Source organism: Pseudomonas californiensis (genome assembly GCF_021147775.1).
In the GTDB taxonomy this organism is placed as follows: domain Bacteria; phylum Pseudomonadota; class Gammaproteobacteria; order Pseudomonadales; family Pseudomonadaceae; genus Aquipseudomonas; species Aquipseudomonas californiensis.
In genome coordinates, this window is record NZ_JAGTPK010000004.1 from 96,982 (window position 1) to 118,746 (window position 21,765).

General features: G+C 59.0%; 23 protein-coding genes and 2 pseudogenes. 12 read left to right on the plus strand and 13 right to left on the minus strand.

Annotation, left to right across the window (positions count from 1 at the left end; genetic code table 11):
• Positions 1 to 51: 51 nt before the first annotated feature.
• The 3 genes from rlmM (at position 52) to pdxB (ending at position 2,713) form a co-directional block, all read left to right on the plus strand.
• Positions 52 to 1,134 carry a 23S rRNA (cytidine(2498)-2'-O)-methyltransferase RlmM gene (gene rlmM, locus KDX37_RS05465; protein WP_231651667.1) on the plus strand — a complete coding sequence of 361 codons (1,083 nt, stop codon included), beginning with the start codon at positions 52 to 54 and terminating at the stop codon, positions 1,132 to 1,134.
• Positions 1,135 to 1,238: 104 nt separating this feature from the next.
• Positions 1,239 to 1,493, plus strand: a complete 255-nt coding sequence (gene tusA, locus KDX37_RS05470; protein WP_231651668.1) for a sulfurtransferase TusA — start codon at positions 1,239 to 1,241, stop codon at positions 1,491 to 1,493.
• Positions 1,494 to 1,570: 77 nt separating this feature from the next.
• Positions 1,571 to 2,713 (plus strand): 4-phosphoerythronate dehydrogenase PdxB, encoded by a 1,143-nt coding sequence (gene pdxB / locus KDX37_RS05475; RefSeq protein WP_231651669.1) that lies wholly within the window; start codon positions 1,571 to 1,573, stop codon positions 2,711 to 2,713.
• A 61-nt stretch (positions 2,714 to 2,774) separates the two neighbouring features.
• On the opposite strand, the gene KDX37_RS05480 is transcribed toward pdxB, so the two are convergent.
• Positions 2,775 to 2,951 (minus strand): PA1571 family protein, encoded by a 177-nt coding sequence (locus tag KDX37_RS05480; RefSeq protein ID WP_231651670.1) that lies wholly within the window; start codon positions 2,949 to 2,951, stop codon positions 2,775 to 2,777.
• A gap of 291 nt (positions 2,952 to 3,242) precedes the next feature.
• Here KDX37_RS05480 and KDX37_RS05485 point away from each other — a divergent pair, with 291 nt between their 5' ends.
• Positions 3,243 to 5,021 (plus strand): ABC transporter transmembrane domain-containing protein, encoded by a 1,779-nt coding sequence (locus tag KDX37_RS05485; protein ID WP_231651671.1) that lies wholly within the window; start codon positions 3,243 to 3,245, stop codon positions 5,019 to 5,021.
• Between the two features lie 69 nt (positions 5,022 to 5,090).
• Here KDX37_RS05485 and ppnP read toward each other — a convergent pair whose 3' ends face one another.
• Both ppnP and KDX37_RS05495 read right to left on the minus strand, forming a co-directional pair.
• Complete coding sequence (gene ppnP, locus KDX37_RS05490) at positions 5,091 to 5,372, minus strand: pyrimidine/purine nucleoside phosphorylase (RefSeq protein ID WP_231651672.1); 282 nt, start codon at positions 5,370 to 5,372, stop codon at positions 5,091 to 5,093.
• Positions 5,373 to 5,502: 130 nt separating this feature from the next.
• On the minus strand, positions 5,503 to 6,045 hold the full coding sequence (locus KDX37_RS05495; RefSeq protein ID WP_231651673.1) for an exonuclease domain-containing protein: 543 nt from the start codon (positions 6,043 to 6,045) through the stop codon (positions 5,503 to 5,505).
• Positions 6,046 to 6,306: 261 nt separating this feature from the next.
• On the opposite strand from KDX37_RS05495, the gene KDX37_RS05500 reads away from it, so the two are divergent.
• Positions 6,307 to 7,134 (plus strand): substrate-binding periplasmic protein, encoded by an 828-nt coding sequence (locus tag KDX37_RS05500; protein ID WP_231651674.1) that lies wholly within the window; start codon positions 6,307 to 6,309, stop codon positions 7,132 to 7,134.
• Positions 7,135 to 7,174: 40 nt separating this feature from the next.
• On the opposite strand, the gene KDX37_RS05505 is transcribed toward KDX37_RS05500, so the two are convergent.
• Together KDX37_RS05505 and eat are read right to left on the minus strand one after the other, a co-directional pair.
• On the minus strand, positions 7,175 to 7,342 hold the full coding sequence (locus KDX37_RS05505) for a DUF2897 family protein (protein ID WP_231651675.1): 168 nt from the start codon (positions 7,340 to 7,342) through the stop codon (positions 7,175 to 7,177).
• A 116-nt stretch (positions 7,343 to 7,458) separates the two neighbouring features.
• Positions 7,459 to 8,823, minus strand: a complete 1,365-nt coding sequence (eat, locus tag KDX37_RS05510) for an ethanolamine permease (RefSeq protein ID WP_231651676.1) — start codon at positions 8,821 to 8,823, stop codon at positions 7,459 to 7,461.
• A 349-nt stretch (positions 8,824 to 9,172) separates the two neighbouring features.
• On the opposite strand from eat, the gene pyrF reads away from it, so the two are divergent.
• Entirely contained in the window at positions 9,173 to 9,871 is a 699-nt protein-coding gene (gene pyrF / locus KDX37_RS05515; protein ID WP_231651677.1) for an orotidine-5'-phosphate decarboxylase, read from the plus strand.
• A 57-nt stretch (positions 9,872 to 9,928) separates the two neighbouring features.
• Here pyrF and KDX37_RS05520 read toward each other — a convergent pair whose 3' ends face one another.
• Positions 9,929 to 10,951 (minus strand): NADP-dependent oxidoreductase, encoded by a 1,023-nt coding sequence (locus KDX37_RS05520; RefSeq protein WP_231651678.1) that lies wholly within the window; start codon positions 10,949 to 10,951, stop codon positions 9,929 to 9,931.
• A 227-nt stretch (positions 10,952 to 11,178) separates the two neighbouring features.
• Between KDX37_RS05520 and KDX37_RS05525 the strand changes: the two genes are divergently transcribed.
• From KDX37_RS05525 to KDX37_RS29685, 3 genes and pseudogenes are all read left to right on the plus strand, one after another.
• Positions 11,179 to 12,114 carry a S66 peptidase family protein gene (locus KDX37_RS05525; RefSeq protein WP_231651679.1) on the plus strand — a complete coding sequence of 312 codons (936 nt, stop codon included), beginning with the start codon at positions 11,179 to 11,181 and terminating at the stop codon, positions 12,112 to 12,114.
• Positions 12,115 to 13,231: 1,117 nt separating this feature from the next.
• Positions 13,232 to 13,408: pseudogene (locus tag KDX37_RS29680) on the plus strand (hypothetical protein); the annotation flags it as partial.
• A 204-nt stretch (positions 13,409 to 13,612) separates the two neighbouring features.
• A complete protein-coding gene (locus KDX37_RS29685; protein WP_406641397.1) occupies positions 13,613 to 14,317 on the plus strand; it encodes a methyl-accepting chemotaxis protein in 705 nt (234 codons plus the stop codon).
• Positions 14,318 to 14,368: 51 nt separating this feature from the next.
• Here KDX37_RS29685 and KDX37_RS05535 read toward each other — a convergent pair whose 3' ends face one another.
• Positions 14,369 to 15,562 (minus strand): benzoate/H(+) symporter BenE family transporter, encoded by a 1,194-nt coding sequence (locus KDX37_RS05535; RefSeq protein ID WP_231651681.1) that lies wholly within the window; start codon positions 15,560 to 15,562, stop codon positions 14,369 to 14,371.
• Positions 15,563 to 15,708: 146 nt separating this feature from the next.
• Complete coding sequence (locus KDX37_RS05540; protein ID WP_231651682.1) at positions 15,709 to 16,179, minus strand: MarR family winged helix-turn-helix transcriptional regulator; 471 nt, start codon at positions 16,177 to 16,179, stop codon at positions 15,709 to 15,711.
• Positions 16,180 to 16,261: 82 nt separating this feature from the next.
• Here KDX37_RS05540 and KDX37_RS05545 point away from each other — a divergent pair.
• The 3 genes and pseudogenes from KDX37_RS05545 to KDX37_RS05555 all read left to right on the plus strand — a co-directional run bounded on the left by KDX37_RS05545 (position 16,262) and on the right by KDX37_RS05555 (position 18,509).
• Positions 16,262 to 17,428: pseudogene (locus KDX37_RS05545) on the plus strand (aminotransferase-like domain-containing protein).
• 41 nt (positions 17,429 to 17,469) lie between these two features.
• Positions 17,470 to 18,072, plus strand: coding sequence for a glutathione S-transferase family protein (locus KDX37_RS05550; protein WP_231651683.1), 603 nt, complete (start codon positions 17,470 to 17,472; stop codon positions 18,070 to 18,072).
• A 50-nt stretch (positions 18,073 to 18,122) separates the two neighbouring features.
• Entirely contained in the window at positions 18,123 to 18,509 is a 387-nt protein-coding gene (locus KDX37_RS05555) for a lysozyme inhibitor LprI family protein (RefSeq protein ID WP_231651684.1), read from the plus strand.
• A gap of 19 nt (positions 18,510 to 18,528) precedes the next feature.
• Here KDX37_RS05555 and KDX37_RS05560 read toward each other — a convergent pair whose 3' ends face one another.
• The 5 genes from KDX37_RS05560 to KDX37_RS05580 all read right to left on the minus strand — a co-directional run bounded on the left by KDX37_RS05560 (position 18,529) and on the right by KDX37_RS05580 (position 21,620).
• Complete coding sequence (locus tag KDX37_RS05560) at positions 18,529 to 18,900, minus strand: glutathione S-transferase N-terminal domain-containing protein (protein WP_231651685.1); 372 nt, start codon at positions 18,898 to 18,900, stop codon at positions 18,529 to 18,531.
• An 80-nt stretch (positions 18,901 to 18,980) separates the two neighbouring features.
• Positions 18,981 to 19,526 carry a GTP cyclohydrolase I FolE gene (gene folE / locus KDX37_RS05565; RefSeq protein ID WP_231651686.1) on the minus strand — a complete coding sequence of 182 codons (546 nt, stop codon included), beginning with the start codon at positions 19,524 to 19,526 and terminating at the stop codon, positions 18,981 to 18,983.
• A gap of 444 nt (positions 19,527 to 19,970) precedes the next feature.
• Positions 19,971 to 20,528, minus strand: a complete 558-nt coding sequence (locus KDX37_RS05570) for a Smr/MutS family protein (protein WP_231651687.1) — start codon at positions 20,526 to 20,528, stop codon at positions 19,971 to 19,973.
• Between the two features lie 46 nt (positions 20,529 to 20,574).
• Positions 20,575 to 20,895 carry a hypothetical protein gene (locus tag KDX37_RS05575; RefSeq protein ID WP_231651688.1) on the minus strand — a complete coding sequence of 107 codons (321 nt, stop codon included), beginning with the start codon at positions 20,893 to 20,895 and terminating at the stop codon, positions 20,575 to 20,577.
• A 134-nt stretch (positions 20,896 to 21,029) separates the two neighbouring features.
• Complete coding sequence (locus KDX37_RS05580) at positions 21,030 to 21,620, minus strand: cysteine hydrolase family protein (protein ID WP_231651689.1); 591 nt, start codon at positions 21,618 to 21,620, stop codon at positions 21,030 to 21,032.
• Positions 21,621 to 21,765 lie beyond the last annotated feature (145 nt).

Consider the following 21,765-nt stretch of genomic DNA (forward strand, 5'->3'; position numbering starts at 1 on the left):
GCTTTCAAGTCTGCGGGGTTACGCCCGAGTGCCCGTTGCCCAGGAGTCCCCATGAATACGCTGTTTATGCACTGTCGGCCCGGTTTCGAAAGCGAGGTCTGCTCGGAAATAGCCGATCACGCAGCGCGTCTCGATGTCGCCGGTTACGCCAAGGCCCGGCCCAACACCGCCTGCGCGGAATTCATCTGCACCGAGCCCGATGGCGCCGAGCGCTTGATGAATGGCCAGCGCTTCGACCAGTTGATCTTTCCCCGGCAATGGGCGCGCGGCGTGTTTCTTGATCTGCCGGAAACCGACAGGATCAGTGTGATTCTTGCGCAATTGTCAGCGTTTGCGACGTGCGGCAGCCTGTGGCTGGAAGTCGTCGACACCAACGACGGCAAAGAGCTGTCGAATTTCTGCAAGAAATTCGAAGTCCCGCTGCGCAAGGCGCTGGTTCAGGCTGGCAAGCTGGTCGACGATCCACGCAAGCCCCGCTTGCTGTTGACCTTCAAAAGCGGTCGTGAAGTGTTTCTTGGTATCGCAGATGCGGGCAATTCGGCCATGTGGCCCATGGGCATACCCCGTTTGAAATTCCCCCGCGAAGCGCCGAGTCGTTCGACCTTGAAGCTGGAAGAGGCCTGGCACCACTTCATCCCCAGAGATCAATGGGACGAGCGTCTGTCCGGCGACATGACCGGCGTGGATCTTGGCGCTGCGCCGGGTGGCTGGACTTACCAACTGGTGCGTCGCGGCATGCTGGTCACGGCCATCGACAATGGTCCGATGGCCGAAAGCCTGATGGACACCGGCCTGGTACAGCACTTGATGGCGGACGGGTTCACCTACAAGCCGCGGCAGCCGGTGGACTGGATGGTCTGCGACATCGTCGAGAAGCCTGCTCGTAATGCGGCCCTGCTGGAAACCTGGCTGGGCGAAGGCCTGTGTCGCGAAGCCGTAGTCAACCTCAAGCTGCCCATGAAACAGCGCTACGCTGAAGTGCGGCGGTTGCTCGACCGGATCGAAGAAGGCTTCCAGGCGCGTGGCGTCAGGGTATCGATTGGCTGCAAGCAGCTTTACCACGATCGCGAGGAAGTGACCTGTCACCTGCGCAGGCTGGATGTGAAAAAGACCGCCGCGCCGCGCAAGGGCTGAAGTTCGGGCAATGCCTGGCGTCGTGCCGTACATCGCAGCGTGTCACGACATTTGGTCTGCTTGAAGGAATTGAGCAACAATGATGACCTGTTTCTGGAGGCCCCATGTCTGAATCCATTGAAAACGTCGCGGTTGACGGCATCCTCGATGCCAGCGGGCTGAACTGCCCTGAGCCGGTGATGATGCTGCATCAGAAAGTACGTGACCTGCCCGCCGGTGGGCTGTTGAAAGTGATTGCAACCGACCCGTCGACCCGTCGTGACATCCCCAAGTTTTGTGTGTTTCTGGGCCATGAGCTGGTTGAGCAGCAGGCTCAGGAAGGCACGTTCCTCTACTGGATTCGCAAGAAGCTGGACTGATTCACGCAAAGTCTGTTGCCGTCACCCGTGCCCGTTCCCTTGTGAACGGGCCAACGCCCGCTCTCAGAGAGTTTTTCATGCGCATTGTCGCCGACGAAAATATTCCCCTGCTCGATGCCTTTTTTGCAGGCATGGGTGAAATCCATCGTATGCCTGGCCGCTCCATTGATCGCGCAGCCGTGGCGGATGCCGATATTTTGCTGGTGCGTTCCGTGACATCGGTGACCCGCGAGATACTCGACGGCAGCCGGGTCCGGTTCGTCGGGACCTGCACCATAGGTACTGATCACCTGGACCTGGCGTATTTTCTGGAAGCCGGTATCCAGTGGTCCAGCGCACCGGGTTGCAACGCCCGTGGCGTGGTGGATTATGTGTTGGGCAGCCTGCTCACGCTGGCAGAAATCGAAGGCGTGGATCTCAGGCAGCGAACCTACGGGGTGGTTGGTGCAGGGCAGGTCGGCGGGCGGCTGGTCAAGGTGCTCAAGGCGCTGGGCTGGAATGTCCTCACCTGTGACCCGCCACGCCAGGCTGCGGAGCGTGGTGACTTCGTCAGCCTGGACGAGATCATCGCGCGTTGTGACGTGATCAGCTTGCACACGCCGTTGACCCGGACGGGAGAACTGGCGACCTGGCATTTGCTCGACGAAGCGCGTCTGCGCCATTTGAAACAGGGTGCCTGGCTGATCAACGCGAGCCGTGGCGCAGTGGTCGATAACACCGCATTGCTCGGCGTGCTGCTGGACCGCGAAGATATCCAGGCAGTGCTTGATGTCTGGGAAGGCGAGCCGCAAGTCAATGTGCCGTTGGCTGAGTTGTGCATCATTGGTACTCCGCACATCGCCGGTTACAGCCTTGATGGCAGGCAGCGAGGCACCGCGCAGATTTATCAGGCGCTGTGTGCTTTCCTCGGCCAGCCAGCGTTGATCAGCCTTGACGATCTGTTGCCGCGCCCGTGGCTCGCGCAGGTCAGCCTGGATCAACATACCGATCCGCTCTGGGCGTTGAACATGCTGTGCCGTGGCGTCTATGACCCACGCCGCGATGATGCTGATTTTCGCCGCAGCCTGGTGGGCGATACAGCCAGTCAGCGGCTGGCCTTCGACGCGTTGCGCAAGCATTACCCGCCCCGTCGGGAGATCGAAGGGCTCCGGGTCCGGTTGGACGGTGAGTCTGAAGTGTTGACGCGGATTATCAGCGCATTGGGCGCTGTGCGGGTCTGAGCGAATCTGAATGCATAAAAAACCCGACGCCAAGGTCGGGTTTCAAGGTGTTTGATCAAGCTCAATCTTGTTTTTCAGGGGTGACCCAGAGCTTCTCGCATTCCTGGCAGGCGGCTTGAACCATCTCTTCGGTGATCACCACCTCACGCCCCGTCTGGTCGAGAATCGCACCACCGACAGGCAGGTTGGGTGTCGCACGTACGACGGTGACTTCGTTGCTGCTCTCTTGCAGGCTCATGGTGTTCTCCATTCATCAGGTTTCAGCGATCACGTTAACTTTGCTTGATGACTGCCCGGTGACAGATACCTGGCGTCCAAGCGAAGCTCGACTCCAACAGAAATGATATAAATCTGCCACCTTTTGCTTGGATCGATCTTTTATAGCGGCAAGGTGGAGTCGATATAATCCTGACCCGCAAAGCGCCGCGCAAGTTCCTGGCACAGCGAGTCCTGTGTCACCGCTTGTGCGGCTGTGAGGGTGTAGGCTGTCGGCACAATCATCGCGGGCACACAGGCAGGTTCGGTCTTAATGATTTCAGTGGTTTCTCATCGTCAACGCCAGGCCATTCGTCTGGCGGCAGGTTTTATCGCTCCTTATCGCTGGCAGGCGTTGGGCGCATTGCTCGCGCTGATCGTCACGGCGGGCATCACCTTGTCCATGGGGCAGGGCATCAAATTGATGGTCGATCAGGGCTTCATGACCCGTTCGACGCAACTGCTCGAGCGCTCCATCGGCCTGTTCATGCTGCTGACGGTCGGCCTGGCAATCGGTACGTTCGCCCGGTTTTATCTCGTTTCCTGGATGGGTGAACGGGTTGTTGCGGACCTGCGCAAAAGGGTCTTCGATCACTTGATCGAGCTGCACCCGGGCTTTTATGAGAACAACCGCAGCTCTGAAATTCAGTCGCGATTGACGGCAGACACCACTTTGCTGCAATCAGTGATCGGCTCCTCGCTTTCCATGTTCCTGCGCAATGCGTTGATGGTCATCGGCGGGATCATTCTGCTGTTCATCACCAACCCCAAACTCACCAGTATTGTGGTGGTTGCCTTGCCACTGATCCTTGCGCCGATTCTGATGTTCGGCCGGCGCGTGCGCAGCCTCTCCCGTCAGAGTCAGGACCGCGTGGCGGACGTTGGCAGTTACGTCGCCGAGGCGCTCGGACAGATCAAGACCGTTCAGGCCTACAACCATCAAAAACAGGACAAGCAACGCTTCTCCAATACCGCCGAACAGGCCTTCGACACTGCGCGCAAGCGCATTCTCCAGCGTTCCTGGTTGATCACGCTGGTTATCGTTCTGGTGCTGGGCGCCGTAGCCGTGATGCTCTGGGTGGGTGGAACGGATGTGATCAACGGGCGCATCACCAGCGGTGAATTGGCAGCGTTCGTGTTCTACGCCCTCATCGTCGGGACGGCGTTCGGTACCCTGAGCGAAGTCATCGGTGAGCTTCAGCGTGCGGCGGGTGCCGCCGAACGTATTGGCGAACTGCTGCAGGCTCGCAGTGAAATCAGGGCCCCGGTTACAGGGCTCCAACAATTACCGGAGCGGGTGAGCGGCAGGCTTGCGCTGGAAAACGTCAGCTTTGCCTATCCTTCCAGACCGGAGCGCAATGCGCTCGATAGCCTGACGCTCTCTGTTGAAGCAGGAGAAACGCTGGCCCTGGTCGGTCCGTCCGGCGCAGGGAAGTCGACGCTGTTCGATTTGCTGTTGCGTTTCTATGACCCTCAGCAGGGGCGGATACTGATCGAAGGCCTGCCGGTCAGCCAACTGGATCCGCTCGACTTGCGCCGGTGTTTCGCGTTTGTCTCGCAAACCCCGGCGCTGTTTTACGGCAGCGTCGAAGACAACATTCGGTACGGTAACGCCAACGCGAGTATCGAACAGGTAGAGGCGGCGGCGCGCATCGCACACGCCCATGAGTTCATCATGGAAATGGCCGACGGCTATCGTACCCATCTGGGCGACGGTGGCCTGGGACTGTCCGGTGGCCAGCGTCAACGTCTGGCCATTGCCCGGGCCTTGCTGGTGGATGCGCCAATCCTGTTGCTGGACGAGGCCACGAGTGCGCTGGACGCACAGAGCGAGCACCTGATTCAGCAGGCACTGCCAAGCCTGATGAAAGGCCGTACCACGTTAGTGATTGCTCATCGGTTGGCGACAGTACAGAACGCTGATCGCATTGCGGTGATGGACAAGGGGCGCCTGGTGGCGGTCGGAACGCATCAGCAACTGATCGCCAGCAACCCACTGTACGCGAGGCTCGCGGCGTTGCAGTTCAATGCAGGAATGGAGGAGGCGGGGTAAAAAGCGCCTCGTGAGCGAAGCGATGCTGTGTGAAAGCGGCGGGAGGATTGCCCCTCCCGCTCGAGCTCTTTAGCGGTATTCGCACAAATAAGCAGTGTCGACGCTGACTTTGAGCTGGAATTTGCTGTTTGCAGGCACGTTGAACTGGCTGCCCGTGGTAAAGCTTTCCCAGTCAGTGCTGTCTGGAAGTTTCACGCTCAGTTCGCCGGAGATCACGTGCATGATTTCACGCTGTGCCGTGCCGAACTCATATTCGCCCGCAGCCATCACGCCGATGGTCGCCTGGCCTTCGGTCTGGCTGAAAGCAATTGATTTGACGGTGCCGTCGAAGTACTCGTTAACCTTGAACATGGGCAATTCCTTATGGAAGGGTTAAAAAGGGCGGGCCAGTATGCCCAAGCCGAGAAAACTCGTCACTCATAAACAGGCGTCAGCGAGTGACTGCGAAAGTGTCCCGATGACGATGCACAAGGTAGCGAAGTCAATTAGGCAGAATCAACGGCAGCAGTCTGGCAGTGTTACGCGCGTCCACCAGCGCCCGGTGTTGTTGCCCGGCAAATTGCATGCCCGCCAATTGCAATGCGCCGTTCAGGCCGGGAGGTTTCTGCAATTGGCGCGCTTGTGCAAAGCGTTGCTTCAGGTTGACATGAGGCATGCTGGACAGCGCGCTGACAATATCGTGTCGTCGCCACTCTTCTTCCAACTGTTGCCGATCGTAATCGCCCCAGCTCGCCCACCCGACGATTCGGGCCCGGTGGTGACTCAACCAGCGCTCGAATTGCGGCCAGACGGTTGTCAGCGGTGCTGCGGTGTCGATACTGCTCTGGCTTATGTGCGTCAGCTCCCGACAGAAGTGGGTCAGCAGCGGCCGTCTGACCGGACGCACAAAGCGCTCGAAATGATCCAGCTCACGCCCGTCCTGATTGACCAGTGTCGCGCCTATCTCAATGACTTCCATTTCAGCGACCGGCCATCCCCCTTCCTCAGTGGTGGCCTCCAGGTCAATCACCAGCCAATGCGGCATTATCAAGCTCCATCCGTAGTCGATGAGTTCAGCGTAGCCATATCAAGGCTCACATGCCCGGCAGGACGATCTGCAGGCCTGTACCGGCGTGTCTGCGTAAAACAATCCTAACATCGACCGCCAAATCCGGCGTTGGTGCCTTGGTCATCTTCTGGCACCCGATGAACTCGTCGAGCAGACACTGCTCTTGCAGCGGAGCTTATAGTTGTTTAAAGCGTCAAAACCGCATAGCGTGTGCGGTTTTGAACTGATGTCGTTTATATGAAGAAACCTGCAGTGGGGCTCAATGTGTCAATACGCCATTTTGCACAGGGTGCATTACTGGTCGGGTCACTGCTGATTGCGTTGCAGGTCTCGGCAGCACAAATCATTCGTATTGCTGCGGTGCATTTTCCGCCCTATATGATTCGGCCTGAGAAGGGTGAAGAAACCGGCCTTTTACCGCAGTTGGTGGCAGCATTGAATGCTGAACAACGTGACTATCAGTTTGTCATGGTGCCGACGTCCGTGCAGCGCAGATTCCGGGACTTCTCCGAAGGCCGCTTTGATATCGCAATATTCGAAAACCCCGACTGGGGCTGGAAAGACATTCCGCATAAACAGGTAGATCTTGGGCTTGAAGACGCCGAAGTGTATGTGGCTCGGCGCGTCGAAGGGCGTCATCAGGATTACTTCAATAACTTGTCAAACAAACGATTGGCCATTTTCAGCGGGTATCACTACGGCTTTGCCAACTTCAACACCGACCCTAAATACCTCAACGAACATTTCAATATCACCTCCACCTATTCCCACGACAGCAACCTGATGATGGTCACGCGGGGGCGGGCGGACATTGCGCCGGTCACGCGCTCTTATCTGGTCGATTTCATGGCGCACAACAAGGATGAAGCTGAGCAATTGCTGGTCTCTGATCGCGTCGACCAGATCTATCGGCAATATGCGCTGCTGTTGCCCAATGGCAATATTGGCGTGACAAAATTCAGTGAGTTGCTGGAGAGGCTGCGGGAGAACGGTGAGCTGGCTCGGATATTCAACCCATTGGACATCAAAGTACTTTCCACACCGATGGAAGTCACCACACCGTAAAACAGAAGTGACAGGCTCAAGGCCTGTCACTCGGTTGGCTTCAGCGGTCCTTGGCTTCCTTGGCATCCATTTCTGCATTGCGCTCATGGACACGCTTGAGTTGATCTTCGGTCAGGGGCAGCTTCTTTGCTGTGTCACGCAGCATCATCAGGCCGCCTACGATCGAGCCGATTGCAACGAGTAGAATTAACCAGGCATACCAGGGCATAAGGCTCTCCTTGTTGTGATACCGCTTTGAGCAGCGACGCGGCTCAATGGTTCAAGTGTAAGCGCCCTGGATAGGCCGCGTGCGGCAATGTGCACGCGTGCCCATGGGTTGACGGATCAAACGCCAGTCAGCATGGCATCGGCGGGTGCGTCGGCGCGGGACTTGGCGGTCAGGCTGAAGTAGATGAAACCGATGCCCATCAGGCCCAGGAATATCAGGCCGATCAGCACGTTGAACCAGGCCATCGCCACCAGACACACGATTGCCAGACCCAGCGCGATACCCGGCACGACCGGGTAGCCCGGTGCGCGGAAGGTGCGTTCCAGATGAGGTTCGGTCTTGCGCAGCTTGAACAGGCTGAGCATGCTCATGATGTACATGACGATGGCGCCAAACACCGCCATGGTGATCATGGCCGCTGTGAGGGTCATGCCGCTGAGGTTGATCAGGCCGTCGCTGTAGATCGCCGCGATGCCGATCAGGCCGCCTGCGATGATTGCCCGGTGAGGTGTCTGGAAACGCGAGAGTTTTGCCAGTGAAGCGGGCAGATAACCGGCGCGGGCCAAAGCGAAGAACTGGCGTGAATAGCCCAGGATGATTCCGTGGAAGCTGGCGACCAGACCGAACAGGCCGATCCATACCAGCATGTGCAGCCAGCCGGAACTGTCACCGACCACCGCTTTCATCGCCTGAGGCAATGGGTCATTGATATTGGACAGGGTGCGCCAGTCGCCCACGCCACCTGCGAACAGCATCACGCCGATTGCCAGCACCACCAGCGTCAGAATCCCGCTGATGTAGGCTTTGGGGATGGTACGTTTCGGGTCTTTGGCTTCTTCGGCGGCCATGGCCGCACCTTCGATGGCCAGAAAAAACCAGATCGCAAACGGGATGGCTGCGAACATCCCGGCAATCGCGCCAGGGCCGAACGTCTGCGAGCCTGCCCAGCCATTGAGCGCGAAATTGCTGAAGCTGAAGGCCGGTGCAACCACACCCATGAACACCAGCAGCTCGGCCACTGCAAGGATGCACACTACCAATTCAAACGTGGCGGCCAGTTTGACGCCCATGATATTGAGCGCCATGAACACAATATAAGCGCCGACGGCGGCATGTTTGGGGTCCAGCGTCGGGAACTGCACATTCAGATAAGCACCGATTGCCAGCGCGATGGCCGGCGGTGCGAACACAAATTCGATCAGTGTGGCCATGCCGGCAATCAGCCCGCCTTTTTCACCGAACGCACGGCGGCTGTAGGCGAATGGCCCGCCCGCGTGCGGGATGGCGGTGGTCAGTTCGGTAAAACTGAAAATGAAACAGGTGTACATGGTTGCGACCATCAGCGCTGTTACCAGAAACCCCAGAGTGCCTGCCACACCCCAGCCGTAGCTCCAGCCAAAGTATTCGCCTGAAATCACCAGCCCGACCGCAATCCCCCATAGATGAAGCGTGCCCAGCGTTGGCTTGAGTTGAGTACTCATCGTTGTCTCCCTGAGTGTCGAAAATCGTCGAAACATCTTGTTGCAGAGGCCGTGCCAGTGCACGAATGGCCGTCGCATTGCTTCAAAACAGGTCGTATGCAGAACGCATCGGCGAGCAGCTACGCACCCTTGTGCGGGCTTGGTGCGTGCAAAAAGGATGATGTTCGGTGTCGGTGCAGGCAGGCAGACGTTTTTAGTGCGCGGGCATGAGTGTGCTGACCTGAGTGGATCAACCAGAGCTGACAGATAAAAAACGGCAACTCACAGGCAAATGCCGATCTACGGGTCCCGCCCGCCTGTGGCTTCGGCTACAATGCGCGCCGATTTCGACTTACCTGAGAGCCCGCTCATGTCCGCCTGCCAGACTCCTGTCATCGTCGCCCTGGATTTTCCAACCCGTGAAGCCGCGCTGCGGTTGGCCGATCAGCTCGACCCCGCGCTGTGCCGGGTAAAGGTCGGCAAGGAGCTGTTCACCAGCTGCGCGTCGGACATTGTCGAGACGCTGCGTGACAAGGGCTTCGAGGTGTTTCTTGACCTCAAGTTTCACGACATCCCCAACACCACTGCGATGGCTGTAAAGGCCGCAGCGGAAATGGGCGTCTGGATGGTCAATGTCCACTGCTCTGGCGGGTTGCGCATGATGGCGGCGTGCCGTGAGGTACTGGAGCAGCGCAGCGGTCCTCAGCCGTTGCTGATCGGCGTGACCGTGCTGACCAGCATGGAGCGCGAAGATCTGGCGGGGATTGGTCTGGACATCGATCCGCAGGTCCAGGTATTGCGCCTGGCTGCACTGGCCGAGAAGGCCGGTATGGATGGTCTGGTGTGCTCGGCGCTTGAAGCGCAGGCCCTGAAAGCCGCTCACCCTTCTTTGCAACTGGTGACGCCTGGCATTCGGCCAGCCGGCAGTGCTCAGGATGATCAACGCCGCATTCTGACTCCGCGTCAGGCACTGGATGCAGGGTCCGACTACCTGGTAATCGGTCGTCCAATCAGCCAGGCGGCAGACCCGTCCAGGGCGCTGGCTGCTGTGGTTGCCGAACTGGCGTGAGGCGCATGATCGGTGCTCTGCGCCGCCCTAAGTGGCGCAAAGCAGCGATTCCGGCTTTTACGACGCCTGTTTGTCTTCCACCTTCAGCATCAGCTTGCCGTAGTTCTCACCACTGAACAACATGAGCAGGGTTTCCGGGAAGGTCTCAAGCCCTTCGACAATGTGCTCCTTGCTCTTGAGCTTGCCTTCGTTGACCCAGCCTGCCAGTTCCTTGCCTGCTTCCTCGAAACGAGCGGCGTGGTCCAGCACGATGAAGCCTTCCATACGCGCACGGTTGACCAGCAGTGACAGGTAATTGGCCGGACCTTTGGGCGCGGTGGTGCTGTTGTACTGGCTGATCGCGCCGCAAATGATGACTCGCGCACCTACAGCCAACTGGCTGAGGACCGCGTCAAGAATGTCGCCACCTACGTTATCGAAGTACACGTTCACACCGTTCGGGCATTCACGCTTGAGGGCATCCAGAACGTTCTCGGCCTTGTAGTCGATGGCCGCATCGAAGCCAAGCTCTTGCGTCAGCGAACTGCATTTTTCCTTGCCGCCTGCGATGCCAACCACACGGCAACCCTTCAGCTTGGCGATTTGCCCGGCAATGCTGCCAACAGCACCTGCCGCGCCGGAAATCACCACGGTATCACCGCTTTTCGGCTGACCGACATCCAGCAGTGCGAAGTAGGCAGTCATGCCGGTCATGCCCAGAGCCGACAGATACAGCGGCAACTCGACGAGGGAAGGATCTACCTTGTAAAAACCTTTCGGCTCGCCAGCAAAATAGTCCTGAATGCCCAATGTGCCCTGCACGTGATCGCCCACGGCAAATTTCGGGTTTTTCGACTCAATCACTTCACCCACGCCCAGCGCACGCATCACTTCACCCAGTTGCACGGGCGGAATGTAGGACTTGCCTTCGTTCATCCAGCCACGCATTGCCGGGTCAAGCGAAAGGTACTTGTTTCTGACCAGAATATGGCCATCGCTCAGCGCGCTGACAGGCACGTCCTGATAAGTGAAGTCATCACGGCGCACGTCCCCTGAAGGGCGTTTGGCGAGTAGAAACTGGCGGTTCGATCGATCGGTCATGGCAGGCCTCATAGAAGATTAAAGGAAAGATTCAAGCTCTGGATCGCTGATGGAGCAAGGAGCGGTCGTTGAGCGAATGCTGGTGTATCCATGTAGTTGATAGGAGTCGGTATGGGCTGTCGCGTTCAAACCGATTCGCAGAGCCTTTCTTTTTGCCACTGTTGCAGCTTGAGTCAGCCCAAAGGCTGCTCTACATTGAGGGCTCCTTGAGTTCTGGATTTACACGCATGACCGCGACAAGTTTGCAGACCCTTCATCCACAGGTACTGCGCGCAGGCGACGCGGTGGCGCTGGTGTCTCCGGCAGGCCCGGTAGATCCGCGCAAGATTGACGCGGCGGTCGAGGTTTTGCAGGGGTGGGGGTTGCGCCCTCAGGTCTATCCGCATGCGCTGGGCAAGCATTCGTTTTACTCGGGTACCGACGAAGAACGCCTTGCCGACCTGAACGCAGCACTTGCCGATCCGCAGATCAGGGCGGTGATCTGCAACCGTGGCGGCTATGGCGTGCAACGTATTCTGCAAGGCGTGGACATGGACGCGGTGCGCCGGGATCCGAAACTGGTCACCGGCTTTTCCGATATCACTGCACTGCACGGCGTGCTCTGGAATCAGGCGCGTCTGGCCACGATTCATGGCCCGGTTGCCACCCAGTTCGAGCGTGGCGGGTTGTTCACCAGTGGCATGCGTCATGTGTTGATGAGCGCCGAGCCAGTCTTGCTTACTGTCGATCCAGCCGCGCCAACCGCGAGGGTGCGCACCCAAGGCATTGCTCAGGGCCTGCTGCTGGGCGGCAATCTTTGCATGTTGAGTACCAGCGTCGGTACACCGTTCATGCCTGATCTGTCGGGCGCCATTCTGTTGATCGAAGACGTCGGCGAGGCAGCCTACAAGGTCGATCGTATGCTGACCCAGCTGGGCAACTGCGGCATTCTGGCCGGTCTGGCCGGTATTGCGATCGGTGAGTTCACTCCGGCAGCCAATACGGGCGGTACGATCAGCCCGGCGGACGTGTTGCTCGAGCGCCTGGGTGGGCTTGGCATACCGGTATTGGGTGGCTTGCCTGTCGGTCACGGCGACGCCAATCAGGCGCTGCCACTGGGTACTCATGCAACCCTCGATGTCGAAGCGGGTACGCTGACTGTTGCTGCCGCCGCACGCACTTAGCGCATGTTCACCTCTATGCTCCAGCCTGTTGCGCCAGCTATGAGCGCGCGCATAGCAGGCTGAGGGCAGGAACCATTCCAAAAGCGACGCCTACATAGCTCTTTGCCATTATTCAGGCGTCAAAGACTTGTATCCTCCCGCGCGCGTTGAGAATCTGCACGAATATTGAATGGCCTGTTGCAGGTCATGCGAGGCGACTGCGCTTCGCGTATTCAAACGGGGACTGAGCGCTATGATATCGGCCGTGCGAAATGGATTCGCCCATCTGGGGATGGCGAAGAAGCTGGGCGTGGGTTTCTTGCTGGTGTTGCTGCTGACAGCGCTGGTAGCGGCCACTGGCGTTTGGTCCTTGAAGAGCGTCGGCGTGCATTTTGAAGACCTCAAGCAGATGTCGGCGCTCAATAACGGGCTGCTCCGGGTGCGCTTGCTGGAGCAGGAGTATGCGCTGCACAGCGATCCGAAAACCGTCGACCAGTTGCATGCGGGCGTTGACGAGTTGAACGCGTTGGCCGAAGCATTCAAGACCCTTTCACCCAACAATCAAGTGGCGATGGAGCAGGTGCAGCAAGGCCTGGCTGCCTACCGTGCCTCCTTTGACCAGTTCGTCGACATCAGCCAGAGCAAAGACCTTGCGCTGGAAATGGCCAATTGGTCGGTGTCCAGTGTCGCCAACAATCTCGATGTGCTGCAGGCCGGTCTGGCTGACGATGGCACCTGGAACCTGAAAGACTCGCAAGGGCAGCAGGGTGCGGAATTCGTCGAGCAGGCTGGCAAGGTCAGCCAGGTATCCAGGCTGATGTTGCAAGCCATGGACGAGGCCAGGGTTCGGCTGGACAAGAGCCGCCGCACCGCATCGGGCGAAGCTGCAAAAACCGGCACGATTGAACAGGCTGACCAGGCCAGTTCATTGGCCGCAGAACTCAAAGGGCTGATCAAGGACGACGGTTACCTGACCGTGCTTGGCGAGGTCAGTACGCATATCGTCAGCTTTACCGAGAAGCTGCGCGAGTACACCGACCTGCTGGCCAGGGACGCTCAGGTGTCGGCGCAATTGGCGGCCAACGCCCGTCAGGTGGTAGACCTTGTGCAACAGGTCTACGCCGCTGAAGACCAATCGATGCAGACACAGATTACAGACAGCACCCTTAAAATTATTGGCTTTTCAGGGGTGGCCCTGTTGGTCGGGCTGCTGGCTTCCTGGCTGATCACACGCCTGATCGTCGGCCCTTTGCGCGCGGTCATCGGTTTTGCACAGCGCATTGCTGCAGGCGATCTCAGAAGCAGCGAACCGGTTGACCGCCGTGATGAAATTGGCCAGTTGATGGACGCCATGCAGCAGATGGGCGCGGGGCTGAGCCGAGTCGTCAGTGGCTTGCAGTCAGGGATCGAGTTGTTGTCCAGTTCGGCTCAGGCGTTGTCGGCAGTGACTGAGCAGACCAATCTGGAGGTCGGCAACCAGAAGGAGGAAACCGAGCAGGTCGCCACGGCCATGAACCAGATGACGGCCACGGTTCACGATGTAGCGCGCAATGCCGAGCAGGCCGCCCTGGCGGCGCAGACGGCTGATGCCAAAGTGGGCAGTGGGCAGAGCATCGTGCGCCAGAGCATGCAGCGTATTGAACAGCTGGCCAGCTCTTCGGCCTCGGCCAGCCAGAGCATTGAAAGCCTCAGCGCCGAAATTCAGAACATCGGTCAGGTGCTGGGTGTCATCAAGAGTGTGGCCGAGCAGACCAACCTGCTTGCTCTGAACGCTGCCATCGAAGCGGCCCGGGCAGGCGAGCAGGGTCGCGGCTTTGCGGTGGTGGCCGACGAGGTTCGCGCCCTGGCAAAACGGACTCAACAGTCCACCGAAGAAATCGAGCGACTGGTGACCCGCCTGCGCAGCGGCGCGCAAGCCTCGGTCAAGGAAATGCTAAGCAGTGGCGAGTGCGTGAAACTGGCGGTCAGCGATGCGCTACAGACAGAAAGCGCGCTGGTCAGCATTGCCGATGCCGTATCGATCATTCAGCAAATGAACCAGCAGATTGCCGCCGCTGCCGAGCAGCAAAGCTCAGTGGCAGAGGAGATCAATCGCAGCGTCACGCATATTCGCACCAGCGCCGATCAGTCTGCGTTGGCCATGCAGGGCAACGCCGCGTCCAGCATCGAGCTGGCTTCGCTGGGCAACGAGCTGCGCGGCATGGTCGGGCATTTCAAACTCTGATCGAGCGGTCTGCCAGCCAGTCCGCTCTTGCTTTATCGTCGTGTCGTTCGATCAACCGGGTTTTCGCGCGTTCAGTATCAGCAGGGTCAGCACGCCCGCAACGATGCCCCAGAACGCCGAGCCAATTGAAAACAGGGTCAGTCCCGACGCTGTCACCATGAAGGTGATCAGCGCAGGTTCGCGCTCCCTGGGTTCAGCCATGGCCACCGTCAAGCCATTGATGATTGAGCCAAACAGGGCCAGCGCGGCGATCGACAGCACCAACTCCTTGGGAAATGCGCTGAACAATGCAGCCAGGGTGGCCCCGAAAACACCGGCGATGGCGTAGAAAATTCCACACCACACGGCGGCCGTGTAGCGCTTGTCCTTGTCTTCGTGAGCATGCGGGCCGGTACAGATCGCCGCGCTGATGGCGGCCAGGTTGATCCCGTGAGAGCCAAACGGTGCCGTCAGCAGCGATGCAATGCCGGTCACCGAGATCAGCGGCGAAGCAGGCGTGTGATAGCCGTCCGCACGCAGCACTGCAATGCCGGGCATATTTTGCGAGGTCATGGCCACGACAAACAGCGGGATACTGATGCTGATAGTGGCTGCCATCGAAAACTCAGGTGTGGTCCAGACCGGCATAGCCACTTCCAGCGCCAGGCCATCGAAGTTCAGCAAGCCAAGCATGCCGGACAGCGCGATACCGACCAGCAGCGTCACCAGCACCGCGTAGCGTGGCGACAGCCGTTTGACCACCAGATAGGTGAAAAACATCCCCAGCACCAGGCCGGTACGGTGTTGCGCAGCAATGAAGATTTCACTGCCGATCCGGAACAGAATCCCGGCCAGCAAAGCCGCCGCAAGCGAGGCGGGCAGCCGTTTGACCAGGCGCTCGAAGCTGCCGGTCAGACCGCAGAGAGTGACCAGAAGCGCGCAGGTAATGAAGGCTCCGATGGCCTCTGGGTAGGCCACACCACCCAGGCTTGTAATCAGCAGTGCCGCACCGGGCGTGGACCACGCCACTGTAATGGGTGCTCGATACCGCAGCGAAAGGCCAATGCTGCACACCGCCATGCCCATGAACAACGCCCACAGCCATGAAGATATCTGCAGGTTGGTCAGGCCTGCTGCCTGCCCGGCCTGGAACATCAGCACCAGCGAGCTGGTGCAGCCGGTCATCATGGCAATGAACCCAGCAACGACTGACGAGAGCGAAGAGTCTGCCAATGGACGCAACGGCGTCTTGAGGGGCTCGTTCATGCGGGGTTTTCCTTAATGCAGGCAGGTATCAAAGGACGCCAAGCCTAAACGTCCGCTGACTGGGCGCTACGATACAGCGATCAGGGTAATCACCAGCACAGTTGGGCACTGCCAGGCACGCCAGGTTTTTGATTGTGCCCAGTCGGTCATTCGGCCTTCTGTACAGGCGGGCGGGCGCCCGATTGCAAAGTCTGCCCCAGCGCTTCGTTGACCGTCATCCAGCCTGCGACAGCCGCCTGATCCGCGTCAGCGAATACCCGTTGCAGCAGCTTGACCTGTTCACGACGCAGCGCGGCTTCAAACTTTATGCCTTCTGCGGTCAGCCCGAGCAATCGCTTGCGTTTGTCGGCCTCGGGCGCTTCGCTGTAGACCAGGTCTATGGCGATCAATTGGCGCAGCGGCGCATTCAGGGCCTGCTTGCTGACGCCCAGCACATTGAGCAGCTCCTTGACGCTCAGGGCGGGGTAGCGCGCGATAAAAAATACAATCCGCTGGTGCACACGGCTGAAGCCACGTTTGGCCAGCATTTCGTCGGCCTTGGCCGTGAATGCCTGATACCCGAAGAAGAAAGCTTCCATGGCGCGTTGCTGACTGGCAGGATTTTTAAGGTCAAGCATATTGACGTATCCGGGTTAGGCGTCGTAATTTGAGTCAATAAGTTTGACGTATTTTCAATTGGCTCGGCTACAGGTAAATATCATGGCTTTCTCCGAACGCGTTGCCCGACTGAAAAGTTCTTTGATCCGCGAGATCCTGGCCGCCGCTCAGCGTCCGGAAGTGATGTCGTTTGCTGGCGGTCTGCCCGCCGAGTCAATGCTGCCCAAAGTGGAATGGGCCGACATGCCCGTGGCGCTCGGCCAATATGGCATGAGCGAGGGCGAGCCGGCGTTGCGCGAGGCGCTGGCGGCAGAAGCGCGGGCTTTGGGCGTACCGTGTCAGGCCAGTCAGGTACTGATCGTCAGCGGATCTCAACAGACGCTCGACCTGGTCGCCAAGCTGTACATCGACAAAGGTACCGAAGTGCTGATGGAGGCGCCGACCTATCTGGCCGCCTTACAGATATTTCAGTTGTTTGGCGCCGATTGCATCACCGTGCCCTTGCAGGCCTAAGGCCCCGATCTGGTCGCGATGCGTCAGCGTCTGGAGCGGCATGCTCCTGCCTTTGCCTACCTGATCCCGACGTTCCAGAACCCGTCCGCCGTACGCTACAACCAGGCCAGTCGTGAGGGTGTTGCGGCCTTGATGGACGAGTTTGGCGTCACTCTGATCGAAGATGAGCCCTACCGCGAGCTGAGCTTTGACGGCGGCAGTGCCAAGCCGATCGTCAGCGGTTTGAAAAAGGCCAGCTGGATCTACACAGGGACTGTGTCGAAAACATTGCTGCCGGGCCTGCGCGTGGGTTATCTGATCGCAAGTCCCGACCTGTTTCCCCACCTGCTGCGCCTCAAACAGTCGGCCGACCTGCACACCAACCGGCTTGGACAATGGCAGGCCTTGCAGTGGATCGGCACTGAACACTACCGTGAACACCTGGCGACGCTGCGTGAGTTCTATCGTGGGCGAAGGGATGCTTTCGAAAGCGCTCTGCAGGAACACTTTGCTGATCTGGCTGACTGGAACAGCCCCCAGGGCGGTCTGTTCTTCTGGTTGACGCTCAAGGTTCCACTGGACACACGCACCTTGCTGGACGCGGCCTTGGCGCTGGATGTTGCGTTTATGCCAGGCGAGCCGTTCTTCGCCGATCCTGACGCCAACCCGGGTCATTTGCGGCTCAATTTCAGCCACATCGATCCTGCGCGCTTGAACGAAGGCGTAAAACGGCTGGCGTCGGTTGTGCGGACGGCTCAGACTCTGAAAGCGGCCTGATTTGACTGACATCATGACCTCCCCAACAAGGAAGCAGAGCGATGTACAAGGTTTACGGCGATTACAATTCGGGTAACTGCTACAAGGTCAAACTGATGCTCAGCCTGCTGGGCAGCGAATACCAGTGGGTGCCGGTCGATATTCTCAAGGGCGAAACCCAGACCTCGGCCTTCCTGGCAAAGAACCCCAACGGCAAGATTCCGGTGCTGGAGCTGGAAGATGGCACCTGCCTCTGGGAGTCCAATGCGATTCTCAACTTTCTTGCGGACGGGAGCGCCTACCTGCCGAGTGAGCCGCGCCTGCGTACTCAAGTGCTGCAATGGCAGTTTTTCGAGCAGTACAGCCATGAACCGTCGGTAGCGGTGGCGCGCTTCATTCAGTTCTACCTGGGCTTGCCTGCCGAGCGCATGGATGAGTACCGCGCCATGCAGAAGTCGGGTTACCGGGCACTGGCCGTCATGGAGCAGCAGTTGGACCGCACGCCCTTTCTGGTGGGCGAGCATTTTTCGATCGCTGACATCGCGCTCTACGCCTATACCCACGTGGCCCATCAGGGCGGTTTTGACCTGACGCCTTACACCGGAATCCTGCATTGGCTGAGCCGGGTTCAAAGCCAGCCCGGCTATGTAGGCATGCTGGATTGATGAAGCAGGACGCGGTGCAAACACATGCATCGCTCAGGAGAGGGGATCTCATGCGTATTTCAATGACCATTCTGGCGACGCTGCTGGCACTGGGTGTCGGCTGCTCTGCCCAGGCGAAGGATTGCAATGCCAATCAGGCGAGCATGAACCAGTGCGCCGCTGATGATCTGGCCACCATCGATGCGCAGTTGAACAAGCACTACAAGGCGCAGATGGCCTGGTTGAAAACCCCGGCCACCCGACAGGCGTTCAAGGACGCGCAGTTGAAGTGGATCGCGCTGCGTGACGCTGATTGTCTGTATCAGGTCGGCAAGCGCGAAGACTCAGGTTCTATCTGGCCGCTGCTTCAATCGCAATGCCTGGCCGAACAGACCCGGCTGCGGGTAGAACAGTTGAAAACCTACGAAAGCTGTCGGGATGAAAGCTGCCCGCGTTAGATCGGTCAACCCGCTGGTCTCAAACGGCGCCGAAGCGCTGGTTCAGGTAGTCAATGATCACTTTGGATTCGTACATCCAGACCGTCTTGTCACCTTCTTCGATACGCAGGCAAGGCACCTTGATCTTGCCGCCTTCGTTGAGCAGCGTCTGGCGATCCAGCTCGTTGTTTTTCGCGTCGCGCAATGCAACCGGCACGTTGAGGCGGTGCAGGGTGCGACGGGTCTTCACGCAGAACGGGCAGGCGTGAAACTGATACAGCGTCAGGTTCTGCGCGGCATCGTTGACGGCCGCCTGAGCCTGGGGATCACGTTTTTTCTTGCCTGGACGGGTGAGGAAGTCGATGCAGATGACGAGTTGGCCGAGACCGACTCTTAGCGCTTTCATGAACACGTTCAAACCTCTTGCGGGAGCAGGGGGAAGACCTGCCGGCACCCAATGCGCAGCGGCACGTGGGCGCGGGCGTGATCGGATCACTTGATCAGGCTGAGAAACTCGCTGCGCGTTGCCGCGTTTTCGCGGAACTCGCCCAGCATCACAGAGGTGATCATGGCCGAATTCTGTTTCTCGACGCCGCGCATCATCATGCACATGTGCTGCGCTTCGATCACCACGGCGACGCCAAGTGCGCCGGTGACTTGCTGAATGGCTTCAGCGATCTGGCGGCTGAGGTTTTCCTGAATCTGCAGGCGACGCGCGTACATGTCGACAATGCGCGCGACCTTCGACAGGCCGAGTACCTTGCCACTTGGAATATAAGCCACGTGAGCCTTGCCAATGAACGGCAGCAAATGGTGCTCACACAACGAATACAGTTCGATGTCCTTGACCATGACCATTTCGCTGGCATCCGAGCTGAACAAGGCGCCATTGGTCACTTCTTCGAGTGTCTGCGTATAACCGCGACACAAATACTGCATGGCCTTGGCGGCGCGCTTGGGCGTGTCCAGAAGACCTTCTCGCGAGACGTCCTCGCCCAGTTGTCCCAATATGGCGGTGTAATTCTGTTCCAGTGTCACAGGACTGTGTTTCCGTGTGGGTTTCGATAAGCGCGAAGGGCAGGGCCTTCGCCGAGGCGCACATAGTAACGTACGCGCGGTGACAGGTGCACGGCGACACTGCAAAACCGACCTGCGCGCGGTTTTGTATCGGCTTGCTTACGCACCTGAGACCAAACCGCTACCCACTTGCGTGGTGATGGGCGGTCTGATGGGCAGGTCAATCGAATAACTGCCTGTGAGAGTAAAATCAGATGTTGAGTCGAGTAGCAAAAATAGCGATGTTCGCCATCGTATTGTCGTCGATGTCAGTCTGTTGGCCGTTCTGGCCCGGCCCGGGTGGCCACGGCGGGGGCGGGAGCGGCGGTCATCGTCAGGGCGGTGGCGGCCCTGGACCAGGTCCGGGATTTGGTCCTGGTAGCGGTCCTGGCGGTCGCTGAAGTCATCAAGGCAGGGCGCGACGCTTTACTCGTCGCGACCCTCCATCATTGTGCGCTTGAGCATGACGTAAACCGCACCGGCGCCGCCGTGTTTGGCGAGGCACGAACAAAAGCCCAGCACCTGCGTATGCTGACGCAGCCAGGTGTTGACGTGGCTTTTGATCATCGGTCGCTTACCGTCCAGCCGCACTGCCTTGCCATGGGTGACACGCACGCAGCGGATCTCAAGCCTGGTGGCCTCTGCCAGAAACTCCCAGAGCGTTTCCCGGGCCAGCTCTACGGTCATGCCATGCAGGTCCAGGCTTCCTTCGAAGCTAATCTGGCCCAGCTTGAGCTTGCGCATCTGACCTTCCTGAACGCCATCACGCGCCCAGCTCAGCACATCCTCAGGTCCGACATCGATCACGAACTGATCGGACAGGCCGTCAACGGTCACAGAGTCCGTGCGCACGGTAGCTGACTGGCGCAATCTGGCCAGCAACTTGCGGTCGGTTCTGGGTTTGCCGACATCGGCGTGCTCGTGCTTGAGCGGCTTTACGCCGCGCGTTTCGCTTCTGAACAGGGAAAAATCGTCGTCTTGCATGGGGCCTCCGCGAAGGAGGCTAGTCTAACCGGCTAACGCGAACGGGTCAGTCGTGTTTTTTCATCAAATGGGCCGACATGCTCAAGCCGCTGGCACCGCGTTGACGTCGACGGCAGCGGCGCCACAACAATACGGCCAGGTAAAAAACCAGCAGGCCAGCAGCGGCAACGAGCGCTGCACCTGTCGGGCTGGCACCCAGGTCGCCCATGGCCTGAGCACGGCCAGTCAGGCTGGATACGCCCGCTACCATGAGCAATATGCCCAGCACTGCAAGGATCGCCGCCACCAGGGCGCCTATCCGCGTACGCCAGTTGCCCCGGCCTTTGGGCCGCAGACGCCGGGCGTCGAAACCATCGGATATCTTCATTCCGATTTCCTCAATGAGTATCGGCGCTCTGACCAGAACCAGGGGGCGGGGTTCCCGTTTCGACGGGACATGGGATCACTAAGAGATGGGCGGTTATGTGAAGGCAGTCACACAACCTCTGCAGTGAGTATGGCTCAGATCAGGTCTTTGGTCAGTGCCAGCGTGGCGAAGTTGTCCGCCATGATTGCCATTTCGGTCCGATGCACGATCTCGGCGCTGATCACCCCGTGTGAGCTGGGCAGGTCGCGAGTCGCGCAGGCGTCGTCGACCAGAGTGCAGCGATAACCGTAATCCTTGGTCGCGCGCACTGTGGTGCTGATGCTTGAATGGCTCATGAAGCCGCAGATGATCAAGTCCAGATGCCCCAGGCGTTGCAACAGTTCGTGCAGGCCAGTGCCATTGAAGGCGTTGGGCAGACGCTTTTCGATCAGGTGCTCGTCGTCCAGCGGCAGCAGCTCCGGCACCAGTTTACCGCGTTCGCCTTGTGGGTCGAACAGGCCGCCAACCGTACCGAGGTGGCGTACATGCACGATCGGACACTTCAATGCCCGGGCCTTCGAGACCAGTTGGCCAATGTTGGCCAAGGCTTCGTCGACGCCGGTCAGCGCCAGAGGACCGCTGAGGTATTCCTTTTGAGCATCGATGATGATCAGTGTGGCATTGCTCAGATTGGCCGGGGCGTGAACACGGCCGCTGAGTTGAAACATGGTCTTGATAGAGGGCATTCCGGGGCTCCTTTGCGTGGGGCTTTTGCGACATTGTCCTCTGGCTGGAGCGTTCTGGGAATGGCAAGAATCGCAGGCCCCGGTTTTTCTGGGCTGCGGGGCATGTGACGGGTAACAGTTACTGGCGGTTTGCCTTGATGAGGGG